We start from the raw sequence: 16,126 nt of genomic DNA, 5'->3' as shown, positions 1-16,126 counted from the left end.
ATAAGGGGGAACTTATGTTCGAAATTTCTGACAACAACGAATTAAAATTAACTGAAGGCGCGAAAATTCGCGTTGTTGGTGTTGGTGGCGGTGGGTGTAATGCCGTAAACACAATGATTAAGGCCGGTCTAACTGGTGTTGAATATATTGTTGCTAACACTGACTCACAAGCACTTGCAGTTAACCTTGCACCAACTAAAGTACAACTTGGTGTTGAGTTAACAAAAGGTCTTGGAGCTGGGGCAAACCCTGAAGTTGGTCGTAAAGCAGCTCTAGATGAGTATGAAATGCTTAGCCAGGTTCTTGAAGGATCTGACATGGTATTTATTACTGCCGGTATGGGCGGTGGAACAGGAACTGGTGCAGCTCCTGTACTTGCAAAACTTGCACGTGAATTAGGTGCACTAACTGTAGGTGTTGTGACTAAACCATTTATCTTCGAAGGTAAGAAGAGAATGAGACAGGCATCAACAGGTATTCAAACTCTTGAGGAAAATGTTGATTCACTAATCACAATTCCAAACCAGAGACTTCTTCAATTAGCTGGTGAAAGCCTTTCTCTTGTTGAAACTTTCATGAAAGCTGACGAAGTTTTATTAAATGCTGTTAGAGGTATTTCTGACCTAATCAATACGACTGGTCATATCAATGCTGACTTTGCTGACGTTTCAACAGTTATGTCTAATAAAGGTCTAGCTCTAATGGGTACAGGTCTTTGTTCAGGGCCAGATAGAGCAATTAAGGCCGCTAATGAAGCAATCTCTTCACCACTACTTGAGGATATCTCAATTGATGGTGCAACAGGTATCATCATTAATATCACTGGTGGTTCTTCTATGACTATGCATGAAGTCAATGAAGCAGCGACTCTAATTATGGAAGCAGCTGATGAAGATGCTGAAGTAATCTTTGGATCAGTTGTTGATGATGAACTTGAAGATAATATCAAGGTTACTGTTATTGCAACTGGACTTGGTGGACGTGAAGCAACTGTTAATGTGGCTCCACAACAAGAGGTTAGAAGACCTGTTGTTCAAGAAGCTAAACCAGTATATGTGGCACCAGCGACACCAGCTACTCCTGTAGTTGAAGAAAAGCCAGTTTTTGAACAACCAGTAGTACAACCAACTGTACAACAAGCTGCTTATCATGAAGCTCCTATTCAATCGAACCCACAAGTAGATGCGATGAGAGAAATTCAAGTGGAAGCACAACGTGAGCAACAAGCTCAAGAATCAGCAAGATCTCACTCATTTGATGGTGATAACTCAGAGACTTCTCAAAGACCTAGCTTAACTGATTCAATCAGAGAGGCTGCATCTCAATACGAAGCATCTAAATCTGAAGTTGATCCATGGGCAAATGAGAAAGTGTTAACAGGTAATAATTCTGCTGCTGAAAAATCTGATCGTCCTAAATCAATTGCTGAAAAACTTGGTTTTATCAACTTTGATGAAGATGAACTTGATACTCCTTCTTATTTAAGAAAAGAGGAGACTCCACAAACTTCTGGAAATGAAACTTTTCGCCAAGTAGAGCGATAGGATTCCCCCCAAAGTATATTGATGGAAACATCAAAAAAAGGGCCCTCAATAGGGCCCTTTCTTTTTTAAAATATATAAAATTATAAAGAAATTGTTTTAAGAATATTTGATTTAAAAGGTTCTAATAGTTCTGCCGTATCAATCTTAAAATCTTCTGGCAGCTTAATGAGAAGTTTTGAATTATTATGTGGAATATTTCTTAGGACAAGTCTGAAGTTTCCTTCCCAATCCTGCCAACTTAATTCATACTGCCAGCGACTAAATTGCCCGCCTCCAAATTTTGAATCTCTTTTTTCAGGCATAAGTGCATCAATCGTATAAGATACTTTTTGTTTTAAGCCAGCTGAAGTTAAGTCTTTTTCACAATCTCTTATTAATCGATCGTGCTTAGAATCGAATACAACATTTGGCTTATTTGTTTCCATGATTTGATTGATTTGGCCTTTTAGGATTTCTAGATCGTTCACTACGCTCTCCCTTATTTTTGTATTTTAAGTCTTTGTCTCATTTCATCTTCTATTTCTTTTTGCACATGTAATTGAACATAGGTTTCGATCAAGTCACTTTCCACATCAATTTTGTACTCACATAGAATAAAGGTTGGAATTTTATCATTATCCCAAGTCTCTTTTTTAAAATTATAAATATAGACACCTTTTTCAGGTGTATCACTAGTTGTTCTCTCGTTCGTAATTGCTACCCATTCATGTCTCGAATACAGATTGAAGTGATCGCGACAAAGATGAAGAGAGTCGACATTAAAGTAATCATTTTCAACGAGTTCTTTTTCACAAATACTACATAACCCAAGAATTTTTTCTTGTGGCTTATTCTTTTCTAGTAAGCTGTTTATCTTATCCGTGAGTTTTCCGTCTTGAGTTTCTTCTTTTTGAATCTCTTTTCGAAATGCGATAAATGCAAAGACGCCTATAAGTAGAAAAAGCGCAATCGCAATGATTACAAGTAATGCAATGATGATAACCGAGTTGTCCATGTAATTAGTTTAATGGAGTTAGCAAATATGAACAATGGCCAGAGGCCTATATCCAAGGATATTTTGAAAATATCTTCTAACCGCTACTCGAATACGTTCACTTCGTTGATCAATAGTTCCCTTTTCATTGAAGTAATCAAAGCAAATTTCTTGTAGTTGACTAATTTGCTCTTCTTCATATGGAATTCCCATGGTCGTTATGTGAACTCTTTGCTGGGAGCGAGCAATACTATTCTTCGATATAGAAACGAAGACTGTACCTAGCGTTGCCATTTTTCGTCTTTCTGAGATCTTCTCTCTTTGGATCACAATACGATTTCCATGAATGAGAATCGGAGGGATTTCTTGTGAGTGATTAATTTTAATTTTACCATTTAAAGATATTGAGATGTTGTCGTGATTTTTAATTTCGATAACTTCAGCCGTTGGTAGAATTGATTTGATATATTCACAGTGTTTTCTTATAAAATAAGTTTCTCCGTGAATAGGAACAGCTATTGTAGGTTGATAGCTATCATAAACATCTTTAAGGTCAGCTTTTCCTGGATGTCCTGAAGCATGAATTAAACCATTATAGTGAGTGATTACCTCACAACCTTTCTCTGTAATTTCGTTGTATAAAAGTGCTAGTTTCTTTTCATTTCCAGGAATTGCTTTTGAACTAAAGATAAAAGTATCTGTTTCATTTAACTTATAATACTTATCACTAGTACTTGTAATTCTCTTTACTGTTCCTCTAAATTCACCCTGACTTCCTGAACATAGAATAATATGTTTCTTTTTTAAGTCATTTACGCTTTCAACTTCACGAACAATGCCATGATCATTAAAGATTTCACAATCTCTAGCAATTTGTGTGTATTTTAGTAAAGAGCGGCCATACGGAACTACTTTTAATTTAAGCTCTTTTGCGATATTGAATATTGATTGTAGACGATGAATATTAGAAGCAAAGCATGTGATAAAGACTCGTCCTTTTGCTTCTGATATAAAAGTGTATAGATCCTTTTTAAGTTCGGATTCTGAAGTCGTTCTTTCGTTGTTGCTTACGATATTTGTTGAATCTAGCATCGCAAGTCGCTTACTGTAGTTCTTTGATAATAAATTTATCTTCTCTAATTCAATAGGTTCTTCAAATTCAGAGTTAAAGTCACACTTAAAGTCCGATATAAAGAGAATACCAGTGTCAATTTCTTTGATTCCAAGATGGATTCCCTTTGTGTTTGGAATTGAATGGTTAACATGAATCGAGTCAATTTCTATTTCATTTATAACAAGTTTACTTTCAAGCTTGTTGATTTTTTTTGAAAGATCTAAGTACGACAATTTGTCTTCTATAAGCTCTTTTGCAAACGTTGGGGCAAAGACGTCTGCCTCAGGAAACCTCTCAATATAATGTGAAATTGCACCAATATGATCTTCGTGTCCGTGAGTAATAATGAGAGCATTAATGTCAATATCTATATTCTTTAAATCAGGAATAAGATAATTGATATCAAAGCAGTCTTCGTAGGGGAATAGAATTCCACTGTCGATAATAATATTGGTATTCTTATAAGAAACTAGAGTCGCATTAGATCCGATTTGTCCAACACCACCAAGAGGTGAAATATTTAAACTAGACATTAAGATCCTTTCGTTGTGTTTAGTAGTAGTTCGAATTCCTTATTATGATCAATGAACTGCGAAAGCCTAGCTGCTAAAATCTCAGATGCAACATCAGTCTCTTCACCAACAATAAAGTCAGCATACTGTCTCTGTGGTGCTAGGAATTTTTCATACATTGGCCGTACACTGTCATAGTATTGATTGATAACACTTTCTAAACTTCTTCCTCTTTCAGCTACATCCCGATTAAGTCTACGAGTAAAACGAATATCTGCTTCGACATGAAGAAAGCAGCGAATATCTAGTTTCTCTCTGATCTCCTGATCAAAGAGAGTAAAAATACCTTCAAAAAGAACTACTGGAGTTGGATTTAAAGTTGTTGTTGAAGTTGTACGACTACTAGTTTTAAAGTCGTAGTTTGGAACTTCAATTGATTCATCATTTTTTAGTGCCGTGATATGTTCCTGAAGGAGTGCCCAGTCAAATGCTTTCGGATGGTCATAATTTGGTCGTCCTGATTTTGTATAATGCTCTTTTGGTTGCTCTGGTAGATAGTAAGAGTCCATTGATAAGACAGACACTTTGTCTTTTGGTAGTTTTGAAATTACTTTTGAAGCAAAAGTAGTTTTTCCTGAACCTGAACCACCAGTGATTCCAATTAGCTTCATAGATGACCTTTGTTTTAATGTTTTCAGTAACTTAACATAGATTGAGTTCACATCAAATAAAAGAGGTGATAATCTTATAATAATTACATTTGTGTCATTCGTCAGGGATATTCGATGTTTAGATTTTTATCTTTTTTACTATTTATTTTCCTATCTTCAATGGGTTATGGCGCAAGCCTTAATATCGCAATTTCGTCATCTCCAAATAGCTTGAGTCCTTTTTTTTCAACTGATGCAAATTCACAAAATATCAATCGCCTTGTTAACGCTTCACTTATTGATTTTGATAGTAATATGCAGCCGATTTGCCAATTGTGTGAATCATTCAAAGAATATCGTACAGTAGATTCATATAAGATTCGATTCAAACTAAAATCAAATCTTAAATTTTCAAATGGTGCAACTTTGACGTCGAAAGATGTGGAAAAGTCTCATTTTTATTTTACAGAAACAGAGAAAATTAAATCGATATTCCGTTTTGCCTTTGGAAATATTAAAGAGGTTAAAATTATCGATGAGCTTACTTTTGAATTAATCTATAAGGGCTTTGGACTTGATCACTTACCAAATTTAGTATTATTTAAAATTATCCAAATTCCTAATTATGAAAAACTTGAGAAAGTTGAAATGTCAGATATCATCGGCGCGGGTGACTATAAGATTGCAAAGATTGCACCTTTGCAAATTGACTTAAAATCGTTAAAAGCAGATCACTACGATCTGAACTTTGTTGTCGTAAAAGATGAGACAACTCTTTCATTAAAGCTGATTAAAGGTGAGATCGATTTATCTGTCGCCAATATTTCTCCTCGAAAAGTAAATTACTTAGAAAAGAATAGTGATGTAAATGTTCAGAAGGTTCTAGGGACAGACTATAATTATATTGGACTTAATCAGAAAAAAGAGCTTCTCCAAAATAAAAATGTGCGAAAGGCATTAAGTCACCTTATCCCAAGAACTAAAATTATTAAGTATAAGTTTAAAGATAATGCTGTTGCTTCAAATGGACTCTTTGCAGAATCATTTAAGAATTTTTATATCGATACACCTGTGGATGACTTCAATCCGAAAAAGGCCTTTGAGCTTTTTAATAAAGCAGGTTTTGAGAGAAAAAATGGTGTTTGGTATGATAATAATGGCAAGACTTTTTCTCTGACTTGGAAGACGAGTAGTAATAAGTTTCAACAAGAATTAGTGACAATTATTAAGAATGAGTTTGAGAAATTTGGCCTAGTCGTAAATGTCGTACCTCAAGAATGGGGAACTTTCCTTAGAGGCATTAAAAGAGGAGAATACGATCTTTATTTAGGGCGCTGGGTAGGATTTACAGGTCAGGATATGCTTAAATTCGCATTTTACTCTGAAAATATGGCCCCAAAAGGTGCAAATCGTGTCTTTTTTGATAATAAGGATTTTGATAATTTAATTAAGAAGGCCGAACAGACTATCAATAAGAAAAAAGAAGTCGCTCTATATAAGAAGGCCAATCAAGTAGTAAACGAACAATACCCATATATTAGCTTATGGCATCCAAATGTCATTTGGGTGATGAGTAAGTGTATAAAGCTTAAAGAAATTTATCCTAATGGAAATTTTCTAGTCTTAAAGGAAATTGAGAATGTCTGTAAAAACTGAAATCTTTAAAATTGTAACGATTGAATTTCAAAGTAGCTCACAATGTGAAGAGGTGAATAAGATCGCTCTTAATGAATTTGAAGTTGATGGAATTGAAGAGTTCTCAATGGAAGAAGAGCGTGTTGATGAGATTCTTGGTGAGAGAGCATATTCTGGTGGAGATGTCCCTGAATCAGTAATTGATGAAGTCGTTGATATCTCAGATGATCAAGATGTTAAGAAGTTTAATTATTTCTTTTTTCAGGGAGATATTAATAGGGCCCATGAATTTGCGAAAGCAATTGATGGGATGGACTTAACAATTGAAGTTAAAGATGAGGAGTATTCAGACTGGAATGAAGTATGGAAAAAGCACTATGCTCCAATTGAGGTAACTCCTGAACTAAGTGTTATTCCGGAGTGGTTCAAAGAAGAAGATTATAAAAAAAATAATAATAATATTTATATCATTCCAGGAATGGGCTTTGGCACAGGAGAACACGAAACAACATACTTGTGTCTAAAGCACTTTATGTCGGTAAAGGACTCTTTTAAAGAGAAAGACCTTTGTTTAGACTTTGGTTGTGGTTCAGGTATTTTAGGAATAGGTGCTATTAAGAAAAGTGATATGTTAGTCGACTTTGTCGATATTGATCCTGCTGCTCTTGATAATTGTCACGAAAACCTTAAGTTGAATTTGAATGAAGACCGTCTAAATGGTCATCGTCTTATTGCAAGAAAACGGTTCAATCTAGATGACAAATATAAACTTGTTTTTGCTAATATTCTTATGCATGTTCTTGTATCTGAAAAAGAAGTACTTTTAGACTCACTGGCTGATGGGGGCCATATCATCCTTTCCGGTATTCTAAATGAACAAGTTGATGCAGTTATTGAAGAATATAAATCTTTAAAGAAAATCGATGTATTATCTAAAGGTGATTGGTCTGCAATTCTTCTAAGAAAGGAGTAATTCATGCGCGCTATTTATATTCGAGATGATCTCTCTCCATCAATCGATGGAATACTTAGCTTTTCTGATGATCGTAGCCATCACTTAATTAAGTCCGTACGGGTTAAAAAGGGTGATGAGGTACTACTTTTAGATGGAAAAGGTGGACGCTATACAAGTGAAGTGATTAACTGCACGAAGCGTGAAGTTTCACTAAAGGTATTAGCATTTGAGAAGATTGAGAAGTTCACACATATCGATTTAGCAATAGGGCTTCCTAAAAGAGAAGCTTTTGAAAGCTCTCTTAAGAACGCAACACAAGTCGGTATCTCAGAAATTTATCCTTTTCAAGCGGACTACTCAAATTGGTCAATAAAGAATCTTGATCGAGTGAATTCGGTTATTGAAAGCTCGCTTATTCAATCAAATAATCCTTACTTTCCTGTTGTACATCACGAGACAGCAAGTCTTGATGCTTTATTCGAAATCTTTCATCAATACGATTATATTTTTTTAACGACGTTATCTCGTTCAAATGGTATGGATATTGAAAGTATTGACAGTATAAAAGATAAACGTATTTTAATTATCATTGGACCAGAAGGTGGACTTTCTAGTCGTGAAGAAGAGTTAATGTTAAAAGAGAATAATGTTATGGGACTTAAACTTGCAACACCTATTCTTAAAACAGAAAGTGCAGTCCTAACTATCGTAGGCTATGTACTTGGAAAATTTGATGTTAAATAAAAAATGTGTCATCCTATTATAAGAGGGCCCAGGGATGAATTTAGAATCACAAAATAGTAAGAAACCAATTCGCTTAAATGACTTAGAAGACTTTGATGACTTTGGAATTGAAGATATTCCTTTTAAACCTATTAATGAAGGTCTTGGTTTCCATCATGGAAAGGCCAGTAAAGAAGTTTTAAAAAGTGCACGTGTTGAAGTTACTCCATCACAATCACATGTAAATAACTTCAATAAAGTTCTTGGTCGCGAAAAAGAGATGAGTGTTCCTTCTGAACTTGAAGCTTTTTATCGTAAAGGTACAGAGTCTGAAATTCCTAAAGTAAACCGTGAAATTGAAATAAAGAATAAGTCACAAGATGTTTCTATTACAAGAAGATTTACTTCTTACGTAATTGATATGAGTGTGTCTCTTGTTATTTTTGCTGTTACTTTGGCCGCAATGTTTTTAGTAAGTGGACTTCCAATAGAGTCATTTATTGAAATTACGCTTCTAAACTCAAACTATAGATTTCTAATTGCACTATTTGTACTAATCCATATTATTTATCGTATTACATCTGTCTATAGACCTACATTAGGACAATATATTTGTGGACTTAAGCCAAAGCTATCAAATGAAGCAGCATTCAATACGATTATTGAAAGAACTCTTTTTGAGTTTATATCAATCCCGCTTCTAGGGCTTCCATATATATTGGGGTTAGATAAGAAGTTCTTCGGAAATAGCTTAAAAAAGAGTAAGTAATGAAATATCAACAGGCCAAGGAATTTGTAGAGAGTCACTTTAGTGAGAAGAGAATTGTCTTCACTAATGGTTGCTTTGATATTCTTCATCGTGGTCATTTAATGTATTTAAATGAAGCGAAGAAACTTGGTGATATTCTCATTATTGGACTCAATTCAGATAGTAGTGTTAAGCGCTTAAAAGGTGAAGATCGTCCTGTAAATTCAGAAGGCGATCGTCTGTTTATGCTTGAAAACTTAAAGTCTGTAGATAAGGTTTTTCTTTTTGATGAAGATACACCCTATGATCTGATAAGTGCTGTTCTACCAAGCGTCCTTGTTAAAGGTGGAGATTGGGCAATTGATCAAATTGTTGGTCACGATATTGTTACAGCTAATGGTGGACAAGTTTTAAGCTTGAATTTTGAAGATGGCTACTCAACGACTAATCTAATTGAAAAGATCCAAGGCCGCTCTTAAGTGTATATTCATTTTCTAAATGAAATCGCGATTATTTCGAATGATATTTCTGATACCGAATTGGCATTAGCTCATATCTTAAAAACAATTAAGGCCACATTAAAGTTCGGCTATCCTGTTCTAATAAAATTTAATGATGCAAATATCGATTCTACGAAACTTCGTAGTAAACATTATGTTGCCAACACTGAATTTGTATTTATTAATATTTCATTAAAAAATCGCTTTCCTGTTGAAAGAAATTTTTAATCACCGACTGAAATGGTCGAGTATATGCTTGATTTGAATGATTGGTTATCTTAAAAAAAAGTAAAATATCTTCCACTTTTTTCTCAAGAATATTTCCGAGTAACCGTTATGGGTATTGCAGCCAGATGGGTCTGGTTGTTTTGGGATTTTATTTGTTGAGACAAGGAGTTTCAGCGTTAATTACACAAGGAGGTTGCTTATTCGAGGAGAATAGTAATGGGATTAAGAATTAACACGAACACACAGTCAATTGCAGCACAAAGAAGTTTAGGACAAGTTAAGAGAACACAAGATGAATCTTTAAACAAACTTTCATCAGGTTCAAGAATTAATAAGGCCAGTGACGATGCTGCAGGACTTGCGATATCTGAAAAGTTAAGAGCGAATATTAGAGGTACTCAACAAGCTGCAAGAAACGCGGGTGATGGTATCTCAATGATTCAGATCGCTGAAGGTGGAATGAACGAAGTATCAAATATTTTAGTTCGTTTAAGAGAACTTTCAGTACAGTCTGCATCGGATACAATTGGTGATACTGAACGTGAATTTACTGATAAAGAATTCCAACAACTAACAAAAGAAGTTGATAGAATTGCAGAGTCAGTACAGTTTAACGGAACGACACTAATTAACGGTGAAGGTGAAGATAAGGAATTCCAAATTGGTCTTAATAATGATGAGACAAATGACAGAATTGCATTCAAGCCATCAGCAGTATCAGTTAAAACAGAAGATCTAGGAATTGGAGGTCTTTCTGTTGCAACAAAAGGTGACGCTCAATCTAACCTTGAAGCTATCGATAAGGCAATGACATCTGTATCAGGTGGACGCGCGGAACTAGGGGCATTACAAAATAGACTACAGTCTACAATTAATAACCTAGAAATCTCTAATGAGAATATGAGTGCCGCTAATTCACGTATTAGAGATACTGATGTAGCAGCAGAGTCTGCAAACTTAGCTAAGGCGAATATCCTTACTAGTTCTGCAACTTCTGTTCTTTCGCAAGCAAACGCTTCGAGCCAATCTGCACTAAGACTGATCGGTTAAGTAAAAATCTAAATCGAAAGCAACATCTAAAAGTAAGGGCCTTCTTTAGAAGGCCCTTATTATTTTCTATGGTAAGAATATTGAAGTAAAAAAATAGACCACGCTTTCACGTGGCCCACTAGAATCTTGAAAGAGCAGAAACTCAGGAGAGAGGATCGCTCAGTCCTAATTATATTCATAATACCTATTTCAAAATATGATCCTAATCATTTATTAGTGACAAAAAATACTGTCGATTATTATCCAAGTTTTAAGTAATTATTATTGATATCTTGATCTGTAACTACTTGAGTTTATAGGATATTTTCTACTTTTTTTAAATTATCCGAGGTATCCACTAAAGTATTTAACCGAGTGTAACGAACAGGTATTTGTGAACACTAATTTTGTCTGAAAGCTATATTTAGTAGGACGTGAGGAAAGGAGAAAAAAATGGGTTTACGTATTGCAACTAATACAGCTGCACAAATGGTGCAGAAAAACATTAAACAGACAGGAAAAGCCTCTGGAGAGGCCCTGCAGAAATTATCGAGTGGTAAGAGGATTAATAAGTCTGCTGACGATGCTGCCGGTTTAGCGATCGCTAAGAATATGGAAGCTCAGGTAAAGGGCTTACGTCAGGCATCTCGAAACGCAAATGATGGTATTTCGATGGTTCAGACCGCGGAAGGGGCCATGAATGAAACAAGTAATATTTTAGTAAGGTTAAGAGAGCTATCAGTACAAGCTGCGTCTGATACGATTGGTGATACTGAACGTGGCTTTCTAGATAAAGAATATCAACAATTAGTTAAAGAGGTAGATCGTATTGCAGAGTCTACAAAATTTGGTTCCCTATCATTACTTAATGGGTCGGGTTCAGAAATGGATATTCAGGTAGGTACTTTTGCAGGTGAGAATGGACAGATTCAATATGATCCATCTCAGACGAACGCTACAGCATCAGCTCTCAATATCTCTGGCTTAAGTGTCGCATCCAAAGATGATGCTAGATCATCGATGGAAAATGTCGATGAAGCTATTACGAGCTTATCAGAGCAAAGAGCGAATCTCGGTGCTGTTCAGTCAAGACTACAGTCTTCTGTAAACAATTTAGAGATTCAGGCAACGAATCTAGATGCTTCTAGATCGGTAATTGAAGATGCAGATGTGGCCTATGAGTCATCGCAACTTGCTTCTTCTAATATTGCTAAGCAAGCAGGAATTGCATCTTTAGCGCAAGCTAATAATATTAATTCATCTGCACTTAGATTAGTAGGTTAATAAAAATGGGGGACATCCCTCCACTCCTTTCTTAAATAATTAAAGCGGTCTCGCGCAGGAGAGAAGCGAGACCGTATTTTTTGACGGAAGAAGTGATATAGGAATTGAGAGCTAAATGAATACAAAGAAGTTTGAACAAGATATTATCGAGTCCATCAAAGAAGGCAGTGAAGTCATAATTTGGGATGTTATTAGTCATAATATTGTTAGGCTTCCAGTTAAAATTAAAAGCCTCAATGCCTTTTCTAAACAGATCTTTTTATCGATTGAAGATGGCCTTAGAGATAGCTTAGCACACTTCGTACGAGGACCAGGTCTGCTGAAATTTTATATTCCCGATTTGCAGTTGATCTTTATCAGCGAGCTAAATGCTTCACATGGTAATAGTCTTGAAATTTCATATCCAATTAAAGAAAAGCGATTAGAGAGAAGAGAATATGAGCGTTTCGAGCCACTCATCCCACTCTATAGTTGTTTTCAAAATATTAAGTATGAGATTTTTGATATAAGCGAAGGCGGAGTTTCATTTGTCTTAGGGGCTTCTCAATATGAGCAGATCTTTAGTGGAAAGAATCAAACTCTAAATTTTGAAGTTGTTTTTGGAAATGAAAAAATTCATGTAAAAGGAAATGTCGTTAATAAGAAGAAAATAAAACCTTATCAAATATCTAGATTTCCATATGGTGCCTTTCGTATCGCAGTAGCAATTGAGAATAATCCAGATTTTCGTAAACATGTTAAGAAGTTACAAAATGGTTGTGACAAACTAATGAAAGATCTTCTTTGATTATCTGTGCTATTCCGATATGATATTTTTATGAGCAGCTTTGTGATATCTGATGTCCACGTGAAATGGGATCAAAAAAATTCTGAATATCTTAAAAAATTTCTATCTATAAATTTTAATGAAAATGATCGTATTTATTTTCTAGGAGATATCTTTGATTTAATGGTTGGAAGCTACCAGGAATACGAAAAGCAATATGATTGGTTCTTTAATAGAGTAAAGGAAATCACTTCTCTTGGTATACCAATTTATTATGTCCAAGGTAATCATGACTTTCACATTGAAGATTTACTTACTGATAATGGGATTATTGTAAAGACTAAACCCTTCGTTGAAATAATTAATAATCAAAAGGTTCTCTTTTGTCATGGTGATGAAATTGAAATAGAAAATTTTAGTTACCAGGTTTGGCGTGCATTTATTAGAAGTTATCCATTGGCCTTGATTTCTAAGTATGTTTTTAATTATAAAATTGTGAAAGCAATAGGTGATTATCTATCTCATAAAAGTAGACAACGTAATGAGAAAAGGTACGGACAGACTCAACTCAATGGAAGTATACGAGATAAATTTCGAAAGAGTGCTCAGATTGCCTCAAATGAATACAATGTTGATGTTATAATATGTGGACACAGTCACTATCAAGATGAGTTTATAACTGAAACATTTTCATATTATAATTGTGGCTATGTTCCTTCTTCAAATAAATATTTGATGATTAATGAAAAATATCAATTTAAAGTACTAGGTTAAAATTAACGACGTCCGTATTTGAATTTTTCTTTTAACGTTCTAAAATAATTTCTTTCTTCATTAATGTAGAAGTTTACATGACTACTTCTAGACTTCTTTATTTGAATTTCATCTTTTGGTTCAAGTTTGAATTCTTTTTGTCCATCAATTGTTAAGTAGATATCGTCTTGACCACGTGGAATTATAATACTTAAGGTTTCATTATCAGGTAGTACCATTGGCCTATGAGTAAGAGCATGTGGACAAATTGGTGTGAGGACAACTCCCCTTACACTAGGATGTAAGATTGGTCCATTTGCTGCTAAAGAGTAAGCAGTGGAACCAATTGGTGTACTGACGATGAGGCCATCACCGGCCAAGTTATAAATGCTCTCGCCATTTGCTTCGAGTTCGAGATTAAACATTCGTGAAATACCTGATTTTGTAATCACGGCATCGTTTAAAAAGTTAAGCTTAATTTTCTTTTGTCCTGGTCTTGTGATCTCGGCTTGATACATCTGAACTTTACGAGTTTTGAGTTTTCCTTTAAGGGCCATCTCTAGGCCATCGTAAAAATCATGTTTAGCAAATTCAGCAATAAACCCCAGATTTCCCATGTTAATTCCAAAGATATTTAACTTTTTTATATCTTTAGTTCTTGCTGCGCCTATAAGAGTACCATCGCCACCAAGAGTAATGAGAATTTTACACTTATCAGTAATTTTATCTCTACTTATGAAGTTAAAATCTTCAGATTTACAATTCTTAAAAATTTTTAAGATTCTTGCCTCTTGTGATTTTTCAAAGAATACATCAACTTTTCTTCTCTTAAGCCAATTTGTTAGATTTGGTAGGACGGTTGTAAACTCTGAGACCACTTTAGGCTTTAAGATAATTGCTACTTTGTTTGCTAACGCCATTTATTCCTCTACTGTAACTTCATTTATAAAGTTATTGATATCATCAAAAGGTTTTTGAATTACTTTGCATCCATATAATGAAGCACGTTCTACAATTTGTTCAGAGCTATAAGCTGTTATTATGTAGAATATATTTGATATTTCATCTTCATTATACTTTGTTTTGGATTCTTCTATTATATCAAAACCAGTAATATCTTGAAGCATTAAATCGCAAATAATTCGGTTATAATTATTAGATTTAATAAGTTCGATTGCTTCTTTACCACTTGCTGTAGACATTACTTCTACGCCTTTTCGCCTTAGTAATGTAACAATAGTTTTTTGAATTAGTAGCTCATCTTCAACGACTAGGATTTTCATTGTGTACCTTGGGGATGCTTATTTGAAAGTGCGCACCGTTGTTGTTGGAAACTAGTGAGATATCACTATTGATTTTCTTTGTTAGATTTTTGCAAATTGCCAACCCTAGACCCGTTCCTGTCTCTTTTGTTGTAAAGAACGGTTTAAAGATATTACTCTTTAGGTTGTCTGGTACTCCTGGCCCGTTATCTATTATATCGATAAGGATATTTTGAGATGACTCGCTAATGAGAATGTCTATCTTTGAGTTCTCTACTTTATTCTCACTCAGTGCTTGGGAACTGTTGATAAGTAAATTGAATATAACTTGGCTTAAGAGTGTTCCATTAGACATTATTTCAATATCATTTTCCATTCGGAAGTTTACTTTATGAGAGCGAGACTCGGATTTAGTTAAAATAATAGTTTCTGAAATTAAATTCTTTAACGAAATTGAAGTGAACTCTTCATCATCTTTATACAGATTTGAAAACTCTTGAATGATTGCCTGTGATCGTTTCACGCTATTTGAAATATGAGAGAGTGTATCTTTAATATCTAAATCATTGGTCTGATCAATAAGTAAATTATGTGACAGATCAATACCAAATAGAGGATTACTAAGTTCGTGTCTAAGAGTGTTTAACAATTCTCCCATTAACAAAATTCTCTCATGATGTAGAGAACTTGTGTCTTGTTGATGGTCTTCAATTGCAATTTGATTAATTAGAACATTGTCTTCTTCAATAATGAATGAGTCGATAGGGAAGTTTTTTAAAATTCGATCACTTTCTAGTTTAGAATGCCTGCTACTCTCAATTGTAATAATATTAAATAATTTGGGAATAGATTTGGTAATTAGATCATTAAATATAGATCGATCTATATCAGCAATAGGAAATAGATCATTACGTGATAAAAGTATAATTAGGTTGTAATCACGAAAAGAAAGTTCTTTCGCCAAGAAGTGCCCATCAAGTTGAATATCTTTATTTAATAATTCTTTTTGATCAAATGATTTGTTTTTACTCTTTCTTACCTTGGCAAAGAGTGTGTTGAAGAATGTTGGTTCTTGATAGGCTTCATAGTATTCATCATTCTTGTATGTGATTGAATATATATTGGTTGTGCCTTTTTGATGAATCAAAATCTGTGCCGAGCTAAATCCGTTTAAACCTTCCGAAGTCGTTAAGTATTTTAGAAATGAACGAATATTATCCTTCTTTTTAAATTGGTACTCTTTTTCGACTTTTGAAAGAAGCTCAATGGAATCGCGGAGTTTGTCGAGTACGAAATCTTGTGAATTCAATAGAACGAATTTCTTACTATTAACCTTGAGCTCAATCTCGGAGTTGTTGATTTTTTTTATTTGTAATTGTGAGTTTTTTTTTGAAGTCGTTATAAAAGTGCTGTCTTGAAACTTATTTTCCAAGACAGCCTTATCAGTATA

The 16,126-nt window shown here is 34.4% G+C and carries 18 protein-coding genes; 11 read left to right on the top strand and 7 right to left on the bottom strand.

Features of this window, described 5'->3' with window-relative positions; all coding sequences use genetic code 11:
* Positions 1-14 precede the first annotated feature (14 nt).
* Positions 15-1,544: a cell division protein FtsZ gene (gene ftsZ, locus M902_RS15960; RefSeq protein ID WP_021267431.1), complete on the top strand. Its 1,530-nt coding sequence runs from the start codon at positions 15-17 to the stop codon at positions 1,542-1,544.
* Between the two features lie 80 nt (positions 1,545-1,624).
* Here ftsZ and M902_RS09395 read toward each other — a convergent pair whose 3' ends face one another.
* The 4 genes from M902_RS09395 to udk are packed head-to-tail and all read right to left on the bottom strand — an operon-like array spanning position 1,625 to position 4,814.
* Complete coding sequence (locus M902_RS09395) at positions 1,625-2,011, bottom strand: hypothetical protein (RefSeq protein WP_021267735.1); 387 nt, start codon at positions 2,009-2,011, stop codon at positions 1,625-1,627.
* Between the two features lie 11 nt (positions 2,012-2,022).
* Positions 2,023-2,538: a hypothetical protein gene (locus M902_RS09390; RefSeq protein WP_021267635.1), complete on the bottom strand. Its 516-nt coding sequence runs from the start codon at positions 2,536-2,538 to the stop codon at positions 2,023-2,025.
* 18 nt (positions 2,539-2,556) lie between these two features.
* Positions 2,557-4,164: a ribonuclease J gene (locus tag M902_RS09385; RefSeq protein ID WP_021267502.1), complete on the bottom strand. Its 1,608-nt coding sequence runs from the start codon at positions 4,162-4,164 to the stop codon at positions 2,557-2,559.
* Positions 4,164-4,814, bottom strand: a complete 651-nt coding sequence (gene udk / locus M902_RS09380) for a uridine kinase (RefSeq protein WP_021267476.1) — start codon at positions 4,812-4,814, stop codon at positions 4,164-4,166. The genes M902_RS09385 and udk overlap by 1 nt, the downstream gene beginning before the upstream one ends.
* A gap of 114 nt (positions 4,815-4,928) precedes the next feature.
* Here udk and M902_RS09375 point away from each other — a divergent pair, with 114 nt between their 5' ends.
* The 10 genes from M902_RS09375 (at position 4,929) to M902_RS09330 (ending at position 13,435) form a co-directional block, all read left to right on the top strand.
* The gene (locus M902_RS09375; protein ID WP_021267441.1) at positions 4,929-6,449 is read left to right on the top strand and encodes an ABC transporter substrate-binding protein; all 1,521 of its coding nucleotides are present in this window, start codon (positions 4,929-4,931) and stop codon (positions 6,447-6,449) included.
* Positions 6,433-7,401 (top strand): 50S ribosomal protein L11 methyltransferase, encoded by a 969-nt coding sequence (locus tag M902_RS15955; RefSeq protein WP_021267626.1) that lies wholly within the window; start codon positions 6,433-6,435, stop codon positions 7,399-7,401. The genes M902_RS09375 and M902_RS15955 overlap by 17 nt, the downstream gene beginning before the upstream one ends.
* Before the next feature lie 3 nt (positions 7,402-7,404).
* Positions 7,405-8,127 carry a 16S rRNA (uracil(1498)-N(3))-methyltransferase gene (locus M902_RS09365; RefSeq protein WP_021267584.1) on the top strand — a complete coding sequence of 241 codons (723 nt, stop codon included), beginning with the start codon at positions 7,405-7,407 and terminating at the stop codon, positions 8,125-8,127.
* 34 nt (positions 8,128-8,161) lie between these two features.
* Positions 8,162-8,875 carry an RDD family protein gene (locus tag M902_RS09360; protein WP_021267648.1) on the top strand — a complete coding sequence of 238 codons (714 nt, stop codon included), beginning with the start codon at positions 8,162-8,164 and terminating at the stop codon, positions 8,873-8,875.
* Positions 8,875-9,333: a D-glycero-beta-D-manno-heptose 1-phosphate adenylyltransferase gene (gene rfaE2 / locus M902_RS09355; protein WP_021267700.1), complete on the top strand. Its 459-nt coding sequence runs from the start codon at positions 8,875-8,877 to the stop codon at positions 9,331-9,333. The genes M902_RS09360 and rfaE2 overlap by 1 nt, the downstream gene beginning before the upstream one ends.
* Complete coding sequence (locus tag M902_RS09350; RefSeq protein WP_040314555.1) at positions 9,334-9,582, top strand: hypothetical protein; 249 nt, start codon at positions 9,334-9,336, stop codon at positions 9,580-9,582.
* A 216-nt stretch (positions 9,583-9,798) separates the two neighbouring features.
* Complete coding sequence (locus M902_RS09345) at positions 9,799-10,632, top strand: flagellin (protein WP_021267426.1); 834 nt, start codon at positions 9,799-9,801, stop codon at positions 10,630-10,632.
* 432 nt (positions 10,633-11,064) lie between these two features.
* On the top strand, positions 11,065-11,895 hold the full coding sequence (locus tag M902_RS09340) for a flagellin (RefSeq protein WP_021267542.1): 831 nt from the start codon (positions 11,065-11,067) through the stop codon (positions 11,893-11,895).
* 115 nt (positions 11,896-12,010) lie between these two features.
* On the top strand, positions 12,011-12,682 hold the full coding sequence (locus tag M902_RS09335) for a PilZ domain-containing protein (RefSeq protein ID WP_021267661.1): 672 nt from the start codon (positions 12,011-12,013) through the stop codon (positions 12,680-12,682).
* 30 nt (positions 12,683-12,712) lie between these two features.
* A complete protein-coding gene (locus M902_RS09330; protein ID WP_084710510.1) occupies positions 12,713-13,435 on the top strand; it encodes a UDP-2,3-diacylglucosamine diphosphatase in 723 nt (240 codons plus the stop codon).
* Positions 13,436-13,437: 2 nt separating this feature from the next.
* Here M902_RS09330 and M902_RS09325 read toward each other — a convergent pair whose 3' ends face one another.
* From M902_RS09325 to M902_RS09315, 3 genes are read right to left on the bottom strand one after another with little or no spacing between them, the layout of a single operon-like run.
* A complete protein-coding gene (locus M902_RS09325; protein WP_021267504.1) occupies positions 13,438-14,334 on the bottom strand; it encodes an NAD(+)/NADH kinase in 897 nt (298 codons plus the stop codon).
* Entirely contained in the window at positions 14,335-14,697 is a 363-nt protein-coding gene (locus tag M902_RS09320) for a response regulator (protein WP_021267617.1), read from the bottom strand. It abuts the gene before it with no gap.
* Positions 14,678-16,108, bottom strand: coding sequence for a sensor histidine kinase (locus M902_RS09315; protein ID WP_021267481.1), 1,431 nt, complete (start codon positions 16,106-16,108; stop codon positions 14,678-14,680). Before M902_RS09315 ends, M902_RS09320 begins: the two co-directional genes overlap by 20 nt.
* Positions 16,109-16,126: the final 18 nt, after the last annotated feature.

This window comes from Bacteriovorax sp. BAL6_X, from assembly GCF_000443995.1.
Classification (GTDB): Bacteria; Bdellovibrionota; Bacteriovoracia; order Bacteriovoracales; family Bacteriovoracaceae; genus Halobacteriovorax_A.
The sequence above is the reverse complement of the archived record's forward strand: the minus strand, read 5'-3'. Positions and strand labels throughout refer to the sequence as shown.